The 19137-nt window shown below is 42.3% G+C and carries 16 protein-coding genes; 8 read left to right on the forward strand and 8 right to left on the reverse strand.

Going from position 1 to position 19137, the window contains the following annotated elements; all coding sequences use genetic code 11:
• Positions 1 to 24: 24 nt before the first annotated feature.
• From PROVALCAL_RS02165 to pilM, 4 genes are read right to left on the reverse strand one after another with little or no spacing between them, the layout of a single operon-like run.
• Positions 25 to 1059, reverse strand: coding sequence for a transporter (locus PROVALCAL_RS02165; RefSeq protein WP_006657435.1), 1035 nt, complete (start codon positions 1057 to 1059; stop codon positions 25 to 27).
• Positions 1046 to 1621 (reverse strand): hypothetical protein, encoded by a 576-nt coding sequence (locus PROVALCAL_RS02170; RefSeq protein ID WP_006657436.1) that lies wholly within the window; start codon positions 1619 to 1621, stop codon positions 1046 to 1048. The genes PROVALCAL_RS02165 and PROVALCAL_RS02170 overlap by 14 nt, the downstream gene beginning before the upstream one ends.
• Positions 1614 to 2153 (reverse strand): PilN domain-containing protein, encoded by a 540-nt coding sequence (locus PROVALCAL_RS02175; RefSeq protein WP_006663511.1) that lies wholly within the window; start codon positions 2151 to 2153, stop codon positions 1614 to 1616. The genes PROVALCAL_RS02170 and PROVALCAL_RS02175 overlap by 8 nt, the downstream gene beginning before the upstream one ends.
• 1 nt (position 2154) lies before the next feature.
• Positions 2155 to 2982 (reverse strand): pilus assembly protein PilM, encoded by an 828-nt coding sequence (gene pilM / locus PROVALCAL_RS02180; RefSeq protein ID WP_006657438.1) that lies wholly within the window; start codon positions 2980 to 2982, stop codon positions 2155 to 2157.
• A gap of 116 nt (positions 2983 to 3098) precedes the next feature.
• Between pilM and mrcA the strand changes: the two genes are divergently transcribed.
• Positions 3099 to 5639, forward strand: coding sequence for a peptidoglycan glycosyltransferase/peptidoglycan DD-transpeptidase MrcA (gene mrcA / locus PROVALCAL_RS02185; RefSeq protein WP_036974276.1), 2541 nt, complete (start codon positions 3099 to 3101; stop codon positions 5637 to 5639).
• A gap of 83 nt (positions 5640 to 5722) precedes the next feature.
• Here mrcA and nudE read toward each other — a convergent pair whose 3' ends face one another.
• Complete coding sequence (gene nudE / locus PROVALCAL_RS02190; RefSeq protein ID WP_006657440.1) at positions 5723 to 6277, reverse strand: ADP compounds hydrolase NudE; 555 nt, start codon at positions 6275 to 6277, stop codon at positions 5723 to 5725.
• A gap of 328 nt (positions 6278 to 6605) precedes the next feature.
• Between nudE and PROVALCAL_RS02195 the strand changes: the two genes are divergently transcribed.
• The 4 genes from PROVALCAL_RS02195 to pckA all read left to right on the forward strand — a co-directional run bounded on the left by PROVALCAL_RS02195 (position 6606) and on the right by pckA (position 11870).
• Positions 6606 to 8525, forward strand: a complete 1920-nt coding sequence (locus PROVALCAL_RS02195; RefSeq protein ID WP_243441087.1) for an IgaA/UmoB family intracellular growth attenuator — start codon at positions 6606 to 6608, stop codon at positions 8523 to 8525.
• 195 nt (positions 8526 to 8720) lie between these two features.
• Entirely contained in the window at positions 8721 to 9146 is a 426-nt protein-coding gene (gene hslR / locus PROVALCAL_RS02200) for a ribosome-associated heat shock protein Hsp15 (protein ID WP_006657442.1), read from the forward strand.
• Positions 9147 to 9174: 28 nt separating this feature from the next.
• The gene (gene hslO, locus PROVALCAL_RS02205; RefSeq protein ID WP_006657443.1) at positions 9175 to 10047 is read left to right on the forward strand and encodes an Hsp33 family molecular chaperone HslO; all 873 of its coding nucleotides are present in this window, start codon (positions 9175 to 9177) and stop codon (positions 10045 to 10047) included.
• A gap of 203 nt (positions 10048 to 10250) precedes the next feature.
• On the forward strand, positions 10251 to 11870 hold the full coding sequence (gene pckA, locus PROVALCAL_RS02210) for a phosphoenolpyruvate carboxykinase (ATP) (protein ID WP_006663506.1): 1620 nt from the start codon (positions 10251 to 10253) through the stop codon (positions 11868 to 11870).
• 82 nt (positions 11871 to 11952) lie between these two features.
• Here pckA and PROVALCAL_RS02215 read toward each other — a convergent pair whose 3' ends face one another.
• Positions 11953 to 12651 carry a pirin family protein gene (locus PROVALCAL_RS02215; RefSeq protein WP_006657445.1) on the reverse strand — a complete coding sequence of 233 codons (699 nt, stop codon included), beginning with the start codon at positions 12649 to 12651 and terminating at the stop codon, positions 11953 to 11955.
• A 481-nt stretch (positions 12652 to 13132) separates the two neighbouring features.
• Complete coding sequence (locus tag PROVALCAL_RS02220; protein WP_006657446.1) at positions 13133 to 14332, reverse strand: BaiN/RdsA family NAD(P)/FAD-dependent oxidoreductase; 1200 nt, start codon at positions 14330 to 14332, stop codon at positions 13133 to 13135.
• 377 nt (positions 14333 to 14709) lie between these two features.
• Here PROVALCAL_RS02220 and pitA point away from each other — a divergent pair, with 377 nt between their 5' ends.
• Entirely contained in the window at positions 14710 to 16197 is a 1488-nt protein-coding gene (gene pitA / locus PROVALCAL_RS02225) for an inorganic phosphate transporter PitA (protein WP_006657447.1), read from the forward strand.
• Between the two features lie 118 nt (positions 16198 to 16315).
• Here pitA and uspB read toward each other — a convergent pair whose 3' ends face one another.
• Positions 16316 to 16651 (reverse strand): universal stress protein UspB, encoded by a 336-nt coding sequence (gene uspB / locus PROVALCAL_RS02230; protein ID WP_006663504.1) that lies wholly within the window; start codon positions 16649 to 16651, stop codon positions 16316 to 16318.
• A gap of 415 nt (positions 16652 to 17066) precedes the next feature.
• Here uspB and uspA point away from each other — a divergent pair, with 415 nt between their 5' ends.
• Positions 17067 to 17501 carry a universal stress protein UspA gene (gene uspA, locus PROVALCAL_RS02235; protein ID WP_006657449.1) on the forward strand — a complete coding sequence of 145 codons (435 nt, stop codon included), beginning with the start codon at positions 17067 to 17069 and terminating at the stop codon, positions 17499 to 17501.
• Between the two features lie 267 nt (positions 17502 to 17768).
• Positions 17769 to 19103 (forward strand): NADP-specific glutamate dehydrogenase, encoded by a 1335-nt coding sequence (gene gdhA, locus PROVALCAL_RS02240; RefSeq protein ID WP_006657450.1) that lies wholly within the window; start codon positions 17769 to 17771, stop codon positions 19101 to 19103.
• Positions 19104 to 19137: the final 34 nt, after the last annotated feature.

Below are 19137 nucleotides of genomic sequence, written 5' to 3' on the forward strand. Positions count from 1 at the left end.
AATGTATGAGTGTTATTTTTTACGCTAAATATTAATAAGTTTTGGTGTAATAAATACCACTAAAACACGTTTATCAACATGTTGTGTCTTATTGATAAATAAGTTTCCTAATAATGGGATTTGTGACAGAAAAGGGACCCCTGAATCTGTTTTTTCCTGCTTTTGCTGAAAAATACCGCCAAGAATTAATGTGTTGTTATTTTTGATGGTGACTGAGGTCGCTATCTCTTGCTTATTAATGGCTAAATGCTGATTAGGATTGGTTGTTAAGGCAGTATCTGGGGAGTTATGGCTGATTTTTAATACCATTTCGACGTTGTCATTACGAGAAATTGTCGGGGTCACTTCCATACCCAATACCGCATCTTTAAATTGTACGTGGCTTTTTTTCTCTGAAGTGGTGACATAAGGAATTTCGCTCCCTTGTTGAATGCTTGCGGGATTCTTATGGGAGGCAACTAAGCGTGGGCTCGCAATAATAGACAGTAAATTCTCTTTTTCTAAGGCATTGAGCTTCATTTCGAGTAATCCCTCTCCAAGTCGTAAAACATTTAACGCCATTTGCCCCGACTGGCTACTGTATCGGTTATAACGACTATGATGCCCATCCGTTGCTGAATCATTGTGGACTCCCCACTCTAACCCCAGTGCTTGCAAGGCTGTACGTGAGCTACTAATTATGTGAGCCGTGATTTGCACTTGTTGCTGGGGAATATCTTTTTGCGTTAGCCATGTTTCAATTAATGCGAAGCGTTCTTGGGTATCCGTGATGATTAAACTGTTGGTGATGGTATCGACATGAGCCTTACCGTTACTTGAAAGTAGGTGCATATTTGGCTGAGTAATTTGTTGGTAAGTGCTGTTGGCATCGATAGAGACGAGCGGAAATATTTTTTCTGTCAGTGTGATCTCTGCTTTAGGTGGGATGATGGCATCTAAAAGTTGCGTATCTTCCAATGTCGGCAGGATTGGCTCAAAGGGATCTCGGGGGGATTGAGCATATCCCGAAAGTGTTATGCATAGCGTTAACAGAATAGTGAAAAAATTAGTGTTGCTCATTGTGCTGTTGTTCATCCTTGATAAATGAGAGAGATAAATGGGCTGTGAGTATCTGGTTTTTCGTGGTGAAGATAACGTTAGAGAATTGCCAGTGCGGCTGAGGTAGAAAGATCATGAGTGAGCGCATGAATTCAAGGAGATCCTTAAATTTTCCTTGGATCTCAAGTTGGTAATGAGAATTCGTTGGATCCGTTGGCTGAAGCTGATTTAAAACCACGTTAGCGTGAGAAACTAGCCGTTGTAAATGAAGAACGAGGTATTGGGAGTCGGGAATGGTTTCTTCATCGAAATCCAATGAAGCCATTTCTTGTTCTATCCAAAAGCGTGTCGGATTTTGGGCGAAAAACTGGCTACTTTCTTGGTTTTTATGTGCGAAAACGACATTATCTTGCCGTAAGTTTGCTAATTGATTTTGCTTATCTTTCCAAATAAAAATATAGCCGCTAGCAAGCAGTGTAGCCAGAGTCAAAGGCAGTACAAGATACTGCTGCCACCGTGGTCGATACCAAAAGCGCCCATATTCAACGTGCTGATCTTTCTGCTTATCCAGACTGCTATTCATTCGAAACCCCTTGATAATCAGCAATTAAATGTAACTGATGTAGGGTATCAACTCGCCGTAGTTTGCGTAGCTGCACATTGCTAACCTGTGGCGTTTGGCTAAATTGAGCCAAAAGCACATTAAGATCTTCAAAACGATAACTAAGTGCGTTGACTTCTAGATGTCCCGCTTGTAGCTGGAAGGAAGATAACCAGCTTTTAGGGGGCGTTAAATTGGACAGTGAGGTTAATAAATCAAGTAGAGATTGATTGTGTTGAGTATAAGTTCGACGTTGGATTTGCCGAAGAGTGAGCTTTTCTAATTGCTGTTGCTGTGTTTGTAACTGTATTTTTAGCTGCTCAGTGCGTTGTTGATGTTGCTGATGAGCAGCAAGGCGATAGTGGTTTTGTGAAATATCTAGCAGAAGCAAACCCACTAAATAACCAAAAATAGTGGCAGTTGTCATGCAGCTCGTGAAGATGATGATAAAAAAATAGCGGCGTTGATGAATGAGTTGATTCATGCGCCAAGGGAGAAAATTAACTTGGTGCATATCAACGGTCCCCATGGCGTAATGCGAGTCCGGCCGCAATCACAAAACTTCCTAATTGATGAGGTAACTTGATGGGGTAGTGGTGAAAAGCTTGCAGTAAATCCCATTGTTTTTGTGCATCTGGAATATGTTGATCGCTAATACAGTAAATTGGTAATGCTAGTGCATCGGGATTATCGGTCAATAAGGGCTGAATTTGATGGATATGTGTTAATTGACTATTTTGAATATGGTTATAGTTTGCAGGTTGGCTGACGGGTCCTGACCAGAGCCACTCATTTTGGCGATAATAAACAATCCAGCACTCATCGGGTAATTGTGCATATTTTGCAAGATAGCGCAGCGCAATCGGTGCAATATCGATAGCAACCAGATGGTAACCCGTTTCCTGTAATAAATTTTGCCAAAAGGTAATATCAGATTGGCGAGCGGCATGAAAGTAAACTTGTTGCCCAATGATCCGATAATCTACTGTCAGCTCTTGTGCTTGCATCGGGAAGAGTTGGTCAATTTGAGCGCGTAAATACCAGTTAAGTTCAGGTTGCTGTAAGCTCATTTGGTTGGGAAGCGAGAGTTGTTTCTTAAGTGAGCGTAGTGAGGGTAATGCAATCGAAACGGAACAGTTTTTAGGTAATTTCTGACGCCATTGGCGCAAAATATTGCGTAGAATTACTCGGTATTCGTCAAGTACGTGTAATGAGCTGTCAAAAGGTATCTCTTGTTGCCAACATTCACATAACGACCAGAATTTGCGATGTTTTTTCACAGCGACTAATTGGATGTGGTGTTGCGATAGCTCAATTCCTATGTGCCATTTTGGTGAATACATACATAATATCCTTATCATTAGCAATTAAATTACGTTTTCTATTGGGCTGTATAAGCTTTATACTATGCGGCAGTGATATCTAAACCCGCCTGTCAGTTGCGTATGGGAATTCTTCGGTGAAGTTCGTAAAATATTTTTTAATTCTGGTTTTCTGTTGCATTTTTTTGGGAAGCGCCTCGATTTATGGCATGTATAAATATGTCGAAGGTGAGCTACCTGACGTTGCAACAATGAAAGACATTCGTCTGCAAACGCCAATGCAGGTATTCAGTGCAGATAATGAACTGATCGCCCAATATGGTGAGAAACGTCGTATTCCATTACCATTAGCTGACATTCCTCCGATGTTGGTGCATGCGTTTATTGCCACTGAAGATAGCCGTTTCTATGAGCACCATGGCATTGACCCAATTGGTATTTTCCGCGCGGTGACTGTGATGGCCTCATCGGGTCATGCATCCCAAGGCGCGAGTACAATTACTCAGCAGCTGGCGAGAAATTTCTATTTAAGTCCAGAAAAAACGCTAATGCGTAAAGCCAAAGAGGCATTTCTGGCAATTCGTATTGAACAATTGTTTACCAAAGATGAAATTATGGAGCTGTACCTAAATAAAATTTATTTAGGTAACCGAGCCTATGGGGTGGGGGCAGCCGCTTATGTTTATTTTGGTAAAACCGTAAATGAATTGACGCTGAGTGAAATGGCGATGATTGCTGGTTTGCCAAAAGCGCCATCAACATTTAACCCACTTTATTCTTATGAACGCGCGGTAAACCGTCGTAACGTCGTGCTGATGCGAATGTTAGAAGAGAAATACATTACGCAAGACCAGTATGAACAAGCGAAGAGTGAGAAAATTGTTGCTTCTTATCATGCACCTAAAGTGGATTTTTCAGCGCCTTATTTAGCGGAAATGGCACGTCAAACCATGTATGAAAAATATGGTGAAGATGCTTATACCGATGGCTACAAGGTGTATACCACGGTTGTGCGTAAAGACCAGTTAGCGGCAACAGAAGCGGTACGTAATAATTTGATAGATTACGATATTCGCCATGGTTATCGCGGACCTGCTGAAGTGCTCTGGAGCGGAAGCCAAACCGCGTGGGATAAAGAACAAATCATAGAAAAACTGAAAAAGTTACCCAATTACGGTTCTCTCATTCCTGCGGTGGTCACCGCAGCTACGAATAGCGATGCTAACGTGATGCTGGCCGATGGCTCTGAAATTCAAATCACACTGGCAGGAGTTCGCTGGGCGCGTAAATTTATTTCAGATACTCAGCAAGGTGGCACACCATCTGCGGTGAATAAAGTGGTACAGCCTGGTGAACAAATTTGGGTTCGTCAGGTAAAAGATAGCTGGTGGTTAGCGCAAGTTCCTGATGTCAATGCGGCGTTTGTTGCGTTGAATCCAAATGATGGTGCGGTGATCGCTCTTGTGGGTGGTTTTGACTTCAATATGAGTGAATTTAACCGCGTGACGCAATCATTGCGCCAAGTGGGTTCAAACATTAAGCCATTCTTGTATACCGCTGCAATGGATAAAGGCTTAACGCTTGCTTCGTTACTTAACGATGTACCGATTAGCCGCTGGGATGCGGGAGCTGGTTCAGACTGGCGCCCGAAAAACTCACCGCCACGCTACGATGGTCCTATCCGCTTGCGTCAAGGCTTAGGTCAGTCGAAAAACGTGGTGATGGTACGTGCGATGCGTGCGATGGGGGTTGACTATGCTGCGGATTATTTACTCCGTTTTGGTTTCCCGAAAGAGAACATCAACCGTACTGAAGCATTAGCCCTCGGTGCGCCATCATTTACACCAATGCAAATGGTGCGAGGTTATGCGGTGATGGTAAACGGCGGATACCTTATTGACCCTTACTACATTTTAAAAATTGAGAATCATAATGGTGAAGTGATTTTCGAAGCCAAGCCTAAAATTGCTTGCCCTGAGTGTACAGATATTCCGGTGATTTATGGTGATACAGCCCGTACGATTGCGCTGAGCGATTCTGAAGGCGATGACACGACGGAAGAAGTTACCCAGTCGCAGAGCAGCGCGGTGAATCAAGAGCCGACTATGGCGCTCTCTACAACCGCTGAACAGCTTAGCCCAGAAGACAAGTATGCCCCGCACGTTATCAGTACACCGCTGGCGTTCTTAATTCGTGATGCCATGGTGACTAATATTTATGGGGAACCAGGTTGGTCGGGTACGGGTTGGCGAGCGGGTCGCGACCTCGGTGGTCGTCGGGATATCGGCGGAAAAACGGGTACCACGAATAGTTCAAAAGATGCGTGGTTCTCCGGTTATGGTCCTGATATCGTGGCTTCCGCATGGATTGGCTTTGATGATAACAAGCGCACATTAGGTCGTACGGGGATCAGTGGCGGTGAAGCTGGTGCGAAAAGCGCTCAGCCGATTTGGGATGATTTTATGAAAGCAGCTCTTGACGGTGTCCCTGTGAAAGTTATGCAGCCGCCAAAAGGGGTCATTTCTGTCTCTATCGATACCCGTACTGGCAAACTGTCATCAGGCGGACCTTCTCGTAATGAGTACTTCATTGAGGGCACGGAACCAAAAGAGCGCGCAGTTCAAGAAGTGGGTACGATAATTTCAACGGAAAGTGGAGCGAGCCAAGAGCTATTTTAACCCGTTGTCTGATAGGCAAATACACTGCACCCCATTGCCGTTTGGCATGGGGTGCAATTGTTTAAGAGGAAATATGTGAGCGGTTATTTAGCGTGATTTTTTAGGTAGCGTTCAACGTAGAACAGGGCGCTGATATTGCGGGCTTCATTGAAGTCCGGATGATCGAGGAGCTCCATCATACGTGCAATTGGCCATCTGACCTGTTGCAGAGGCTCTGGCTCGTCACCCTCAAGTTTTTCGCTAAATAGGTCGTTAGCGATAAGTATGTTCATCTTGCTGGAAAAGTACGATGGAGACATGGTGAGTTTTGCCAGAGGTGTAATCTGGCGAGCTCCATAACCGATTTCTTCTTTGAGTTCGCGTTGAGCAGCATCGAGAGGGGCTTCACCAGGGTCAACTGCTCCTTTTGGAAAACCTAACTCATAGTTTTCGATACCAACGGCGTATTCACGGATCAAGATAAGATGGTCATCAATAATTGGAACAATAAGAACCGCTTCACGTTTTGCTGGGCGCATTCTTTCATAAACACGTTTTTCACCATTACTGAATTCGAGATCAACAGATTGGATACTGAATAATTTAGATTGAGCAATGTCTTGAATATTCAGGATTTTTGGTTTTTTTAACTCTGTCATAACAATTTCCGAATCAGATGAATGGGATCCATGAGGGCAAGCTTACATTGTCTTTAACTATGACGCATATCAAAAAAAAATGATAGAGATTATAGGGTGGATAAAATGCTGTTAGTATAATCTACTTATGAAAATCACACGGATTAATAAGTAAAATATTTTATTTACAACATATTGTAAAATAAAACAAAAAATAGAAGAGAATAGGAATTGGCTTATATAGTGATTGGCATTGTGTTGCTATGCTTTTCAGGTAGGCAATTCTGTTGAGAAAAAAATGCTAAACACCGTCATTATACTGGCTTTGATCATCGCTAGCCTAATTATAATGGTTTCCGTTCTGTTTTTTCGGCGGGGACGGCGTTCGAGTGTCTATCAAATACCCTCTCTAGCGACACCCGCGTTCAAAAAAATGATTGAGTCTGATTTCCAGACTATTACCCAGTACCTTAATCACAGCGCCTCAAAGAATCTTCATTCGCCTTCTCAGCCTGCACGGCAAATCAAAAAAAATGCTACCGTTGCAACCATCTGTAATGCTGTTACACGATTCAATTTACGCCAAGAGCAAGGTCAAGGTTGGCGTTATTTTATTGATACGATTGAAGTGCAGTTGCCTTCTCAATTAGAACCGTTTTTACAACGACAAAATGTCATGGAAATTGTGGAAACGGATCATTTGCCTTTAATTGTGGGGCTCAATAACCACTCTTTGAAAGAATTTAACTATGAGTGGGAAACACCGTTAGAAGACCAACGCACTCAACCTGAAGCAGCTATTCATGAAGGTGAACCTAACACCATCCAACTGCTGAAAATGCGTAAGGAAAGCAAAGAGGAGCATCGGTTACACAACTCTTCAGGATGGTTAGGCGCCATCGTTGTCAGTCTCAGCTTTTTTATTGGTTACCTAACGATTATCTCTATTCCTATTTTTCATGGGTGGGGAGTCACATTCACGGCTGTGGTATTTCTTATCGGGGTATTTTTGTTATTTCGATTACGTCTTTTTCCTAAACCCTATCAAGATGTGCAATGCATCTATGGGCAGGCTAAACGGTGGGAACTGTACGGAGAATTAGACAAAAAATATTCATCAACGATTTCGATTGGGGGGGTAGATTTACACTACCCAACGTATTGGCTTCCCTACCTAAAATATGAACTCGGTCATCCCACGAATATCGATCTCTATTCGACGGGCGAAGTTTTAAAATACGGTCGCTGCCTCTCTATTCATGAAGAGGAACGTTATTACCCTTATAAACGCTTTAAAAAGAATATACTGATGTTTTTCAGTGCATTGTGTGTTTTAGTGTTAGTGTTCTCTTATCAGTCGATCAGTTTACCCGTTAAGTTAGGTTTTGCGTGGCTTGAGGGCGCCAAAAAAGTCACTGTTGTCGATCCGTCTGATTTAACATCGCGAAAAATTAGAGTGGGAGATACCTTATTAGCCAAGGGTATGGGTATGTGTTATCGCCCGCCTAATTTAAATGATGCAAACCAAGCGCTGTTTGTACCTTTCGATTGTTCTGGTGTGTATTGGAATAATATTAATCTGATTACAGAGCCGCAATCTGAGGTTGTCAATCGAGCAATTGATTTGCTGAACAGTGTGAAAAATCAATTACATCCAGATAAAGATGCCCCAGGAATTAACCCAAGACTACAGCGTGAAATTATGAAATCAGGGATGAATATTATCTTTGATTTTTCAGAAATTGTTTTAAAAACCAATGCATTGTGTGAACAAAAAGACCATTGTATTAAACTCAAAAGCGCACTGTCTAACTTAGGCGGAAGTGCGGATGATTGGCCTGTATTGGTGAGTAAGGCTTCTTCAGGTAAATTGAGCGGTGCGCATGTTTTATTACGTGCAGGAAGTGCGGATGCCTTGGAAAACTTAGTTGAAGACACCACATATGATTTTATCAAGAAAGAACTTGATACCGAAGTCCGCAAACTGAATAGCCCGCCACCAGGTGGTGTGTTGTTGATCAATGATGAAAACCTTCCATTGGTAGATTTAGTGCCAGTGACGACATTAAGCGAAATGAACCAAGTTCAGCGATGGAATGAGCTAAAGCGTTTGTCTAGTATTCTGATTAATACGCCATTTGATGTTGAAGGGGTGGTTACGAATATTTCGACAGATGCGAATGGCACATTGCAAGTGGTGATTCATGAGCGCTTGGATGAAGATGTTTTATCTGAATATGTTTGTCGTTCAATGCTGGTTTTTTCTTGATCATTTGCACCTTAGTAAATGGAACATTAATTATTATTCGAGTTTTGAATAACAAACGGCGTTTGCGTAAAATCACTGAATATTACGATAAATGCTATGAGGCCGATAATCCTTCCGATTCTAGATAGTATTATCCTTTCCCAATGATGGAGCCTCATTTTGGTTTGGCATTCAAACTAAGTGTGAGGAGGCACCATGAAGTCGTTATCTACAAAACAAGCGCCTGATGAGCAAGTTCGCCTTGATAAATGGCTATGGGTTGCACGTTTTTATAAAACACGCTCCATTGCCCGTGAGATGATTGATGGTGGTAAGGTTCACTATAATGGGCAAAGAAGTAAGCCTGGAAAGATTGTTGAACTCGGCGCGATGATAAAATTGCGACAAGGTAATGACGAACGGACTATCGAAGTGCTGGAAATCAGCAGCCAACGTAAAGGCGCTCCAGAAGCGCAATTGCTCTACCGTGAAACAGTAGAAAGCCTTAGTCAACGCGAAAAAATGGCAATGGCACGTAAAATGAATGCACTTACGATGCCACATCCTGACCGACGCCCAGATAAAAAAGAGCGTCGGACTTTGCTAAAATTTAAACAAACTAATTCCCATGAATCGTCTTAATAGACTGCCTGAGTAATAGAGAGAAATTATGGCTAAACAAGACCAACTCCACCGTTTCCTGTTTGAACAGCATGCGGTACGTGGAGAAATGATTACTGTCGATGAGACTTTTCATCATATTTTAGAAAATCATGATTACCCAGAAGCCGTTAAAATGCTGCTGGGTGAATTACTGGTAGCGACCAGCTTACTCACTGCAACGTTAAAATTCGATGGTGATATTACCGTTCAAATTCAAGGTGATGGCCCTGTTAAGTTAGCGGTAATTAACGGTAATAACTTACAACAAATGCGCGGTGTCGCCCGTGTTGATGGTCCTGTTGTGGCGGGTAGCACATTACAACAAATGATTGGTAATGGGTTTATTGTCATTACAATTACACCAAAACAAGGTGAACGTTATCAAGGGATCGTAGCAATTGAAGGCAATAGCATTGAAGAGAGTATTGATGCTTATTTCCGTCAATCAGAGCAGTTACCTACTCGTTTATTCATCCGTGTTAGTGAACAAGATGGTAAAGCAATCGCGGGTGGAATGCTGCTGCAAGTTCTTCCTGCTGCGGGAGAATCGAGCCATGAGTTCTTTGATCACTTAGTGCAACTGACTGCGACTATCAAAGGTAAAGAGCTGAGCGAGTTAGACGTGAAAGAGGTACTGCATCGTCTGTATCATGAAGAAGATGTCACACTGTATGATCCACAATCTGTTGAGTTTCGTTGCACATGTTCACGTGAGCGTTGCGAAGCTTCGCTAGCGACGTTAACTCATGAAGATGTTATGGATATTTTGCACAAAGATGGAAAAATTGATATGGAGTGTGAATATTGTGGCTCACACTACGTATTTATTGAATCCGATATCATTGGGTTAAATAATGAGCAAAATCAGCAACTTCACTGATACGATTTAGCAACCTAATTATGTGACGAGGGTGCAATTTTGCACCCTTTTTTTATAATTTTAAAGGATTATAACGTGCTCTAAGTCTCATTATGAATTAAAAAAAATTATGCTTTTTCAATTCTTTGATAGCTATCGCTGTTAATTAGTCGTAAAGATTTATGATCGTCGGCAGAATAGCTATGTTTACCAGGAGCAATATAATGAGCGCTAAAAGCATTACCCTGAAGGATCTCGAAAAGTACGGCATTCATGACGTCGCTGAAGTCGTTTATAACCCAAGTTATGAGCTGTTATTTCAGGAAGAAACCAAACCAGGTCTAGAAGGTTATGAACGTGGTACCGTCACTACATTAGGTGCTGTTGCTGTTGATACCGGTATTTTTACAGGACGTTCCCCAAAAGATAAATATATCGTTCGCGATGATATCACTCGCGATACCGTTTGGTGGGCTGACCAAGGTAAAGGTAAAAACGATAACAAGCCAATGAGTCAAGAAGTGTGGAGCAGCTTAAAACACTTAGTGACTGAGCAGTTATCAGGCAAACGTTTGTTTGTTGTTGATGCATTTTGTGGTGCAAACGCAGACACTCGTTTAAAAGTTCGCTTTATCACTGAAGTTGCGTGGCAAGCTCATTTCGTTAAAAACATGTTTATTCGTCCATCTGATGAAGAATTAGTTGGCTTCGAACCTGACTTTATTGTGATGAACGGTGCTAAATGCACAAACCCAAATTGGAAAGAACAAGGTCTGAACTCAGAGAACTTTGTTGCTTTCAACTTAACTGAGCGTATGCAGTTAATCGGCGGTTCTTGGTACGGCGGCGAAATGAAGAAAGGTATGTTCTCTATGATGAACTACTTGCTGCCATTAAAAGGCATCGCGTCTATGCACTGCTCTGCAAACGTGGGTGAAAAAGGCGACGTTGCCATTTTCTTCGGATTATCTGGTACAGGTAAAACGACACTGTCTACCGATCCAAAACGTAAGCTAATTGGTGATGATGAGCACGGTTGGGATGACGACGGCGTATTTAACTTTGAAGGCGGTTGCTACGCGAAGACCATCAACCTGTCTAAAGAAGCTGAGCCAGACATTTACGGCGCTATCAAACGTGATGCATTGCTGGAAAACGTCATGGTATTGGCAGACGGTTCTGTTGATTTCAATGATGGTTCTAAAACTGAGAATACCCGTGTTTCTTATCCAATCTATCATATCGAGAATATCGTTAAGCCTGTGTCTAAAGCGGGTCACGCGACAAAAGTTATCTTCCTGACGGCGGATGCATTCGGTGTGTTACCACCTGTTTCTCGTTTAACGCCGGAACAAACTCAGTATCACTTCCTCTCTGGTTTTACTGCGAAATTAGCAGGTACAGAACGTGGTGTAACTGAACCAACGCCAACATTCTCTGCATGTTTCGGTGCGGCGTTCTTATCGTTGCACCCAACTCAATATGCTGAAGTGTTAGTGAAACGTATGGAAGCAGCAGGAGCGAAAGCTTACTTAGTTAACACTGGTTGGAACGGTACAGGCAAACGTATTTCTATTAAAGATACGCGTGCAATCATCGATGCAATCTTAAGTGGTGATATCGAAAAAGCGGATACTATCAAGCTGCCAGTCTTTGATTTAGAAGTCCCAACCGCATTACCGGGCGTGGATACTAATATCCTTGACCCACGTAATACTTACGCGGACAAATCTCAGTGGGATGAGAAATCTAAAGATTTAGCCGATCGTTTCGTGAAGAATTTCGATAAGTACACTGATACCCCAGCAGGTGCAGCACTGGTTAAAGCCGGTCCTAAACTGTAATAGCGGGCATAGGGTATAAAAAAAGGCTCTACAGTGATGTAGAGCCTTTCCCATTGGTGTTAGCGTTTACTTACCGGAGGATTTATTCCACAGCGGGTAAGTCAAAGACTAAAATTTCACTCTCTTCATCAGCTTTAATTGTCAGCTGCTTTTCTTGCCAAATCGCTAAACCATCACTGGTGGTTGCTTTTTGACCATTCACTTCGATATTACCTTTGACGACTTGGATCCAAATAACGCGTTTTTCTGCAATGTCATAGGTGCTTTGATCATTAGCAGGGAGCGCCCAACGCCATAGCGTCATATCTTGGTTTACTTTCAATGAGCCATCGCGTGCATCTGGTGATAACACCAATTGTTTACCACTTTTTGAGTCAAAACGTTTTTGCTCATAGCGTGGTTCAATGCCGTTTTTATCTGGAATAATCCAAATTTGGTATAAACGTAGTTCTTTTTCGTTATCAGGATTGTATTCTGAGTGGCGAACTCCTGTTCCCGCACTCATGATTTGGAATTCACCCGCAGGGATCTGCTCCATATTCCCCATGCTATCTTTGTGCTCAACGGCACCATCAAGAACATAGGTCAGAATTTCCATATCTTTGTGGGGATGAGTACCAAACCCTTGTCCCGCAGCGATGTAGTCTTCATTGATGACTCTTAACGCTGAGAAACCCATAAATTTTTCATCGTAATAGTTAGCAAATGAGAACGTGTGCCAACTGTCCAACCAACCGTGGTTTGCGTGTCCACGTTCATTTGCTTGGCGTAAATAGATCATTGAGTCATCTCCTTAAAAGCGGATATCCCATTTTCATTGGGCTCTTGCTTAACTTGTTGATGACAGTTTAGCCAAATTGTAGAAAGAGAAAAGTAGGGGTCATTAACCATAGGATCCAAAAAATTTGAATAAGATTGAGGCGTATCACAATGATTATTTGCCGTATGGAAATGAGGGGGTCAGCAGGTTATAGAAAGGTTCAAATAGAGGTGATTTGTAGAAAGTTATAGATAAAAAAATAGCCAGCATTAAGCTGGCTAAAGTAAACACTGGAAGCAATGTGAGCAATGTCGTACCTCCTACAAGAGACTGACTAAGTTAGTCACCTGCGGAAGATGTGATAATGATAATAGTTATCACTATCGTTTGTAAAGGGTTATTTTTAACCAATTTTAGATTTATTTAAACCCGCTGCTCAACTAACTGATTTGGTTGAAAATAAATAATATCCATTATTTTTCAATGGATTAAATAAAATGGGCTACTTCATGTGATGGGGTAAGCTTTCTGCACAAGCAGAAGCTGAGCTCCACGCCCATTGAAAATTATAGCCACCTAGCCAACCCGTGACATCAAGGACTTCCCCAATGAAATAGAGTCCAGATGATTTGAGGGACTCCATCGTTTTTGATGAAATTTCATGAGTATCGACGCCACCAAGGGTGACTTCTGCAGTACGGTAGCCTTCGGTGCCATTCGGCTGCACTTGCCAGTTATGCAATGTGTCATTGAGAGAGTCGATTTGTGCGTGGTTAAGTTGTTTTAGCGGACAGTCGGGGATTTGCCCTAATTGTTGTAAGACTTCGATTAAGCGCTTAGGCAACTGTGTAGCCAATGTATTTTTCAGTGATTGATTAGGATGTCGCTGTTTTTCTGTAGTGAGATAGTCCTCCAGAGAAATTTCTGGAAGTAAGTTAATACTCACATACTCACCGGGTTGCCAGTAATTTGAAATTTGTAAAATTGCAGGTCCTGATAATCCTCGGTGGGTGAACAGGATGTTTTCTTTGAATAGGACACCGCTGGCGGAAGTGACGGTTGCCGCGACAGATACACCGGAAAGCGCTTGTAGGGCTTCTAACAGCGGTTTGTGTAAGGTAAATGGTACTAAAGCTGCACGGGTAGGGATGATTGTATGCCCAAATTGCTCAGCAAGGCGATAGCCAAACGGTGTTGCACCTAAACCTGGCATTGAGAGTCCACCCGTTGCGACTACAAGTGAGCGAGCACTTACTTGAGTTCCGTTTACAGTAACAACATAACCTTCATCTGTTTTGTCTACTTGAGTGACTTCACTACGTAGTTTTATCGTAATGTTGGGCAAATCACACTCATTTTGCAGCATATCGACAATATCTTGTGCGCTATTATCGCAAAATAGCTGCCCTAGCGTTTTTTCGTGATAAGGAATTTGGTATTTACCGACTAGTTCAATAAAGTCCCATTGTGTATAGCGAGCAAGTGCTGACTTACAAAAGTGAGGATTGGTTGAAAGGTAGTTATTGTGATCGGCGTACATATTGGTGAAATTGCATCGACCACCACCGGACATCAAAATTTTACGCCCTAATTTTTTGCCATTATCCAGCACAAGGGTGTTTAAACCGCGCTTACCCGCGAGTGAAGCACAAAATAGCCCAGCAGCACCTGCACCTAAAATAATAACATCGATATTTCTCACAATTGGAATTCTCTATATATATTTGATTTTAATCGTAATTACGATAATTAATACCGCTATTTTACGCGATTTAGCGCCGGTTGTAATGCAACGGATCAACGAAGAATTAATGAAAAGTACGGTAGACGTATTATAATTAGGAAAAATCGCGAAAAAAGACTATTTCCCCCTTATATTCACAAATTATCATAAAAAAGTTTCAAAAATTCAGAATAACTTTAATTATGGTAACCAAATGATATTAAAGGGATAGTTTGTATTTGATGCTTTTTTGATTAGTATTTAAATCAAAAAAAGGTCAGATTTCGCTTCCACCGCTAGCGTTTGTCACTGATAATGCGCCGCGTTCATGTCCAACATATAATGGCTTAACGTCTATGCTACATCTTTTTACAGGTTTAGAATTTTACACAGGTCTTTTGTTAGTTCTAGCACTGTTATTTGTGCTGTTCTATGAGGCGATTAATGGCTTTCATGATACTGCTAACGCGGTCGCGACGGTGATCTACACCCGAGCAATGCGTGCTCAGTTTGCGGTTGTCATGGCCGGGGTATTTAACTTTTTCGGTGTCTTGCTGGGAGGGTTGAGCGTGGCATACGCCATTGTTCATCTTTTACCAACAGACCTTCTCCTTAACGTGAGTTCTGCTCACGGCCTTGCAATGGTCTTTTCATTGCTCTTGGCAGCTATCATCTGGAACCTTGGAACCTGGTATTTAGGGATTCCTGCATCAAGTTCTCACACGCTGATCGGTGCAATTATTGGTGTTGGTTTGACCAACGCAATTGTGACTGAATCTTCGGTGGTTGATGCGCTGAATATTCCTAAAATGATCAGCATTTTCATGTCCTTAATTCTTTCTCCTGCTATCGGTTTTGTGATCGCTGGGCTGATGATTTTTGTGCTACGCCGTTATTGGAGTGGAACCAAAAAACGTCGCCGTATTCACTTAACGCCAGCTGAACGCGAGAAGAAAGATGGTAAACGCAAACCACCATTTTGGACGCGTACCGCTTTGATCCTATCCGCTGTTGGTGTGAGTTTTTCTCACGGTGCGAACGATGGGCAAAAAGGTATTGGTCTGATTATGCTGGTACTTATCGGTGTTGCGCCAGCAGGCTTCGTCGTTAACATGAATTCTAACGGTTATGATATCGCGAGAACCCATGATGCGGTGGTTCACCTGCAACAATACTATGAAACACATAAACCAGCGTTAAACCATGCGATTGAAAATACGCCAATGGTCGCTGAGAGCAAGCCTGAAGAAGGCGAGTTCCATTGTGATAGTTCACGTACCCCGATCATCTTAAGCCAAGCTCAGAAGATGCTGAGTGGCATTCAGAGCTATGATGAGTTAACACCAGAGCAACGCAACCAAACTCGTCGCTTGTTAATGTGTATTTCGGATACTGCGAATGCGGTGGCGAAATTACCTGAAACGAGTGCGAAAGATGCAAGCTTACTGAAAAAACTGAGTAATGATCTGCTGTATACCGTTGAATATGCTCCATTATGGATTATCGTCGCTGTTGCGTTAGCTCTGGCTCTCGGTACCATGTTCGGTTGGCAGCGTGTGGCAGTGACTATCGGTGAGAAAATCGGTAAGAAAGGGATGACTTATGCGCAAGGTGTGTCGGCTCAGGTAACTGCGGCTGTATCTATCGGCGTGGCAAGTTATACGGGAATGCCTGTTTCGACAACGCAAGTCCTTTCTTCTGCGGTTGCAGGGACAATGGTTGTTGACGGTGGCGGTGTTCAGAGTAAAACCATTAAGAGCATTGCATTGGCATGGTTACTGACCCTTCCGGTTTCTATCGTTTTATCGGGTGTCTTGTACTGGATTGCTCTGAAGATTATTTAATCAGCGATAGTGCGTTTATTTAACGTTCTATGGTGCAATCAGCATTCTAAAATAGTGATGACCGGCTTCGGTCATCACTATTTTTTTGGTTTGAATAAAGGGAATAAGCCACGCCAAACTAGTTAGCGATTAGCATATAGGCCAAGCTCACGACGACTAAAATGCTCAATCTGCTGATTAACATAAACTGCTTACGAATACGTTCACAACGGAATATTACATCAGGATCGTAGTGCTCAAGGTATTGCTTGGAATTGATATAGCGAACAAGGCGCAGTTGCTTATTGAGTTGCCCATGGGTGGTAAAAAAGCCATTACCATCAACGGATTGATAAAGTAGGGGATCGGAGTCCCGCAGAATAGATAATAAAACGCGAATGGAAGAAAAATAGCGCATCATATTCAAGATGCACAAAATGCATAATGCCCAAAACAATGCGATTATACTGAACATAATCCCCTCCTTAGAACGAACCTAAATTGCCCCGTTGTCATTAAAGGAAATACCGCCAAAATACTGCACACACATCATTTATTTTCATTGTAGGACAAATTGTTGCTTAAAAAAAGTGCAGTTAGTTCTAATTTTGAGCTCAAAAAACTGTTCGCTGCAAGCTGTTAATTTATCGATTGTTGATTACACTTACAGGCATCATTGGAATTCGAATTTTGAGTCGATATATATTAATATTGAATGAATGATGTTATTGTTTTATCAAATGTTCTGTCTTTTAATCCTTAAAAATTAATCTGCTAGATGTGATCAAAACGACACTTCATTATCGCTATTAGCAGGTATAGTATATTCATAAGATATTGGTGAACGTCGTTAACCACCAGTTAAATCAGCATTTGGAAGGAGTTTACTTATGGCTTATAAACATATTCTTGTCGCGGTTGATTTATCACCTGAAAGTAAAGTTTTACTGGATAAGGCTGTCTCTATGGCGAAACCGTACGGAGCCAAAGTATCCATGATCCATGTTGATGTTAATTACTCGGATCTGTACACCGGTCTTATCGATGTGAATTTAGGTGATATGCAGCAACGCATCACTGATGAAACTCGTAATTCATTAAAAGACCTTTCAGCGGGCGCCGGCTATGACATTCAAGAAACACTGAGTGGTAGTGGTGATTTAGGTCAAGTATTAGTTGATGCTATCAAGAAATACGACATGGACCTCGTTGTTTGCGGGCATCACCAAGATTTCTGGAGTAAGTTGATGTCTTCTGCTCGTCAGCTGATTAATACCGTTCATGTGGATATGCTGATTGTTCCACTGAATGATGAAGAAGAATAATTCATTACAGTCAAATTGAAAAACTATTCACTAAAAACGCCTGCCTATGCAGGCGTTTTTTTTGTGACAAAATAATCGTCTGAAGGGAGTGATTGGCAGGTCAAGTAATTTTTTTTTCAAATGAGTAAAAAAAAACCTTGAATTAAGAATATAAACTAATGATATATTCAATAGGCAAACACAAATCGACCTCACATTTTCTAAAAAAAAAGATAAGAAATAGTGAGGCATCTCACAACAATATCCACATTAAAAAGGAAGAAAAAGATGGCGCAAACACTATCTTCATTCTTGGAGTCTGTCCAAAAAAGAGATCCTTCACAACCTGAATTCCTACAAGCGGTACGTGAAGTATTCACTTCTCTCTGGCCTTTCATTGAACAAAATTCAAAATATCGCGATCAAGCACTACTCGAACGCTTCGTTGAGCCAGAAAGAGTGATCCAGTTCCGCGTATGTTGGATGGACGATCAAGGCAAGGTGCAAGTAAACCGCGCATGGCGTGTACAATTCAGCTCTGCGATTGGTCCATTCAAAGGCGGCATGCGTTTCCACCCTTCTGTGAACTTATCCATCCTGAAATTCTTAGGTTTCGAACAAACCCTAAAAAATGCACTAACAACCCTCCCTATGGGTGGTGCAAAAGGGGGGGCAGACTTTGATCCTAAAGGAAAAAGCCATGGTGAAGTGATGCGTTTCTGCCAAGCGTTAATGACTGAACTTTATCGTCACTTAGGCGCGGATACTGACGTTCCGGCTGGGGATATCGGGGTGGGCGGTCGTGAAGTTGGCTTTATGACTGGGATGATGAAAAAACTGTCTAATGACACCTCTTGCGTTTTCACCGGTAAAGGTCTGTCATTTGGTGGCAGCTTAATTCGTCCAGAAGCAACCGGTTACGGTCTCGTTTACTTCACTGACGCCATGCTTAAACGTCACGGTTTAGGTTTTGAAGGGATGCGTGTTGCAGTATCTGGCTCAGGTAACGTTGCTCAATACACCATTGAAAAATGTATGGAATTAGGCGCGAAAGTCATCACTGCATCTGACTCCAGCGGTACAGTGGTCGATGAAGCAGGCTTCACACCTGAAAAATTAGCACGCTTAGAAGCTATCAAAAACAACTACGGCCGTGTTGAAGAATACGCGAAAGAGTTTGGTTTGACTTACTTAGCGGGCAAACAACCTTGGGGTGTTCCTGTGGATATCGCATTGCCATGTGCAACACAGAACGAACTGGATGTGGAAGCGGCTAAAGTGCTGATCCAAAACGGTGTTAAAGCTGTCGCGGAAGGCGCAAACATGCCAACTACTATTCCTGCAACTGAGTTATTCCTGGAAGCTGGCGTTCTGTTTGCTCCAGGTAAAGCAGCAAACGCTGGCGGTGTTGCAACTTCTGGTCTGGAAATGGCGCAGAACGCAGCACGCTTAAGCTGGAAAGCAGAAAAAGTGGATACGCGTTTACACCACATCATGTTGGACATTCACCACCACTGTGTTGAATTCGGTGGCGAAGCCAAACAAACCAACTACGTCCAAGGCGCGAACATTGCAGGCTTTGTTAAAGTCGCTGATGCTATGTTTGCACAAGGTGTTGTGTAAGGTTTAACCCAAAACGTAAGCGAAAGGGCGGTCG

The organism is Providencia alcalifaciens DSM 30120 (genome assembly GCF_000173415.1).
In the GTDB taxonomy this organism is placed as follows: Bacteria; Pseudomonadota; Gammaproteobacteria; order Enterobacterales; family Enterobacteriaceae; genus Providencia; species Providencia alcalifaciens.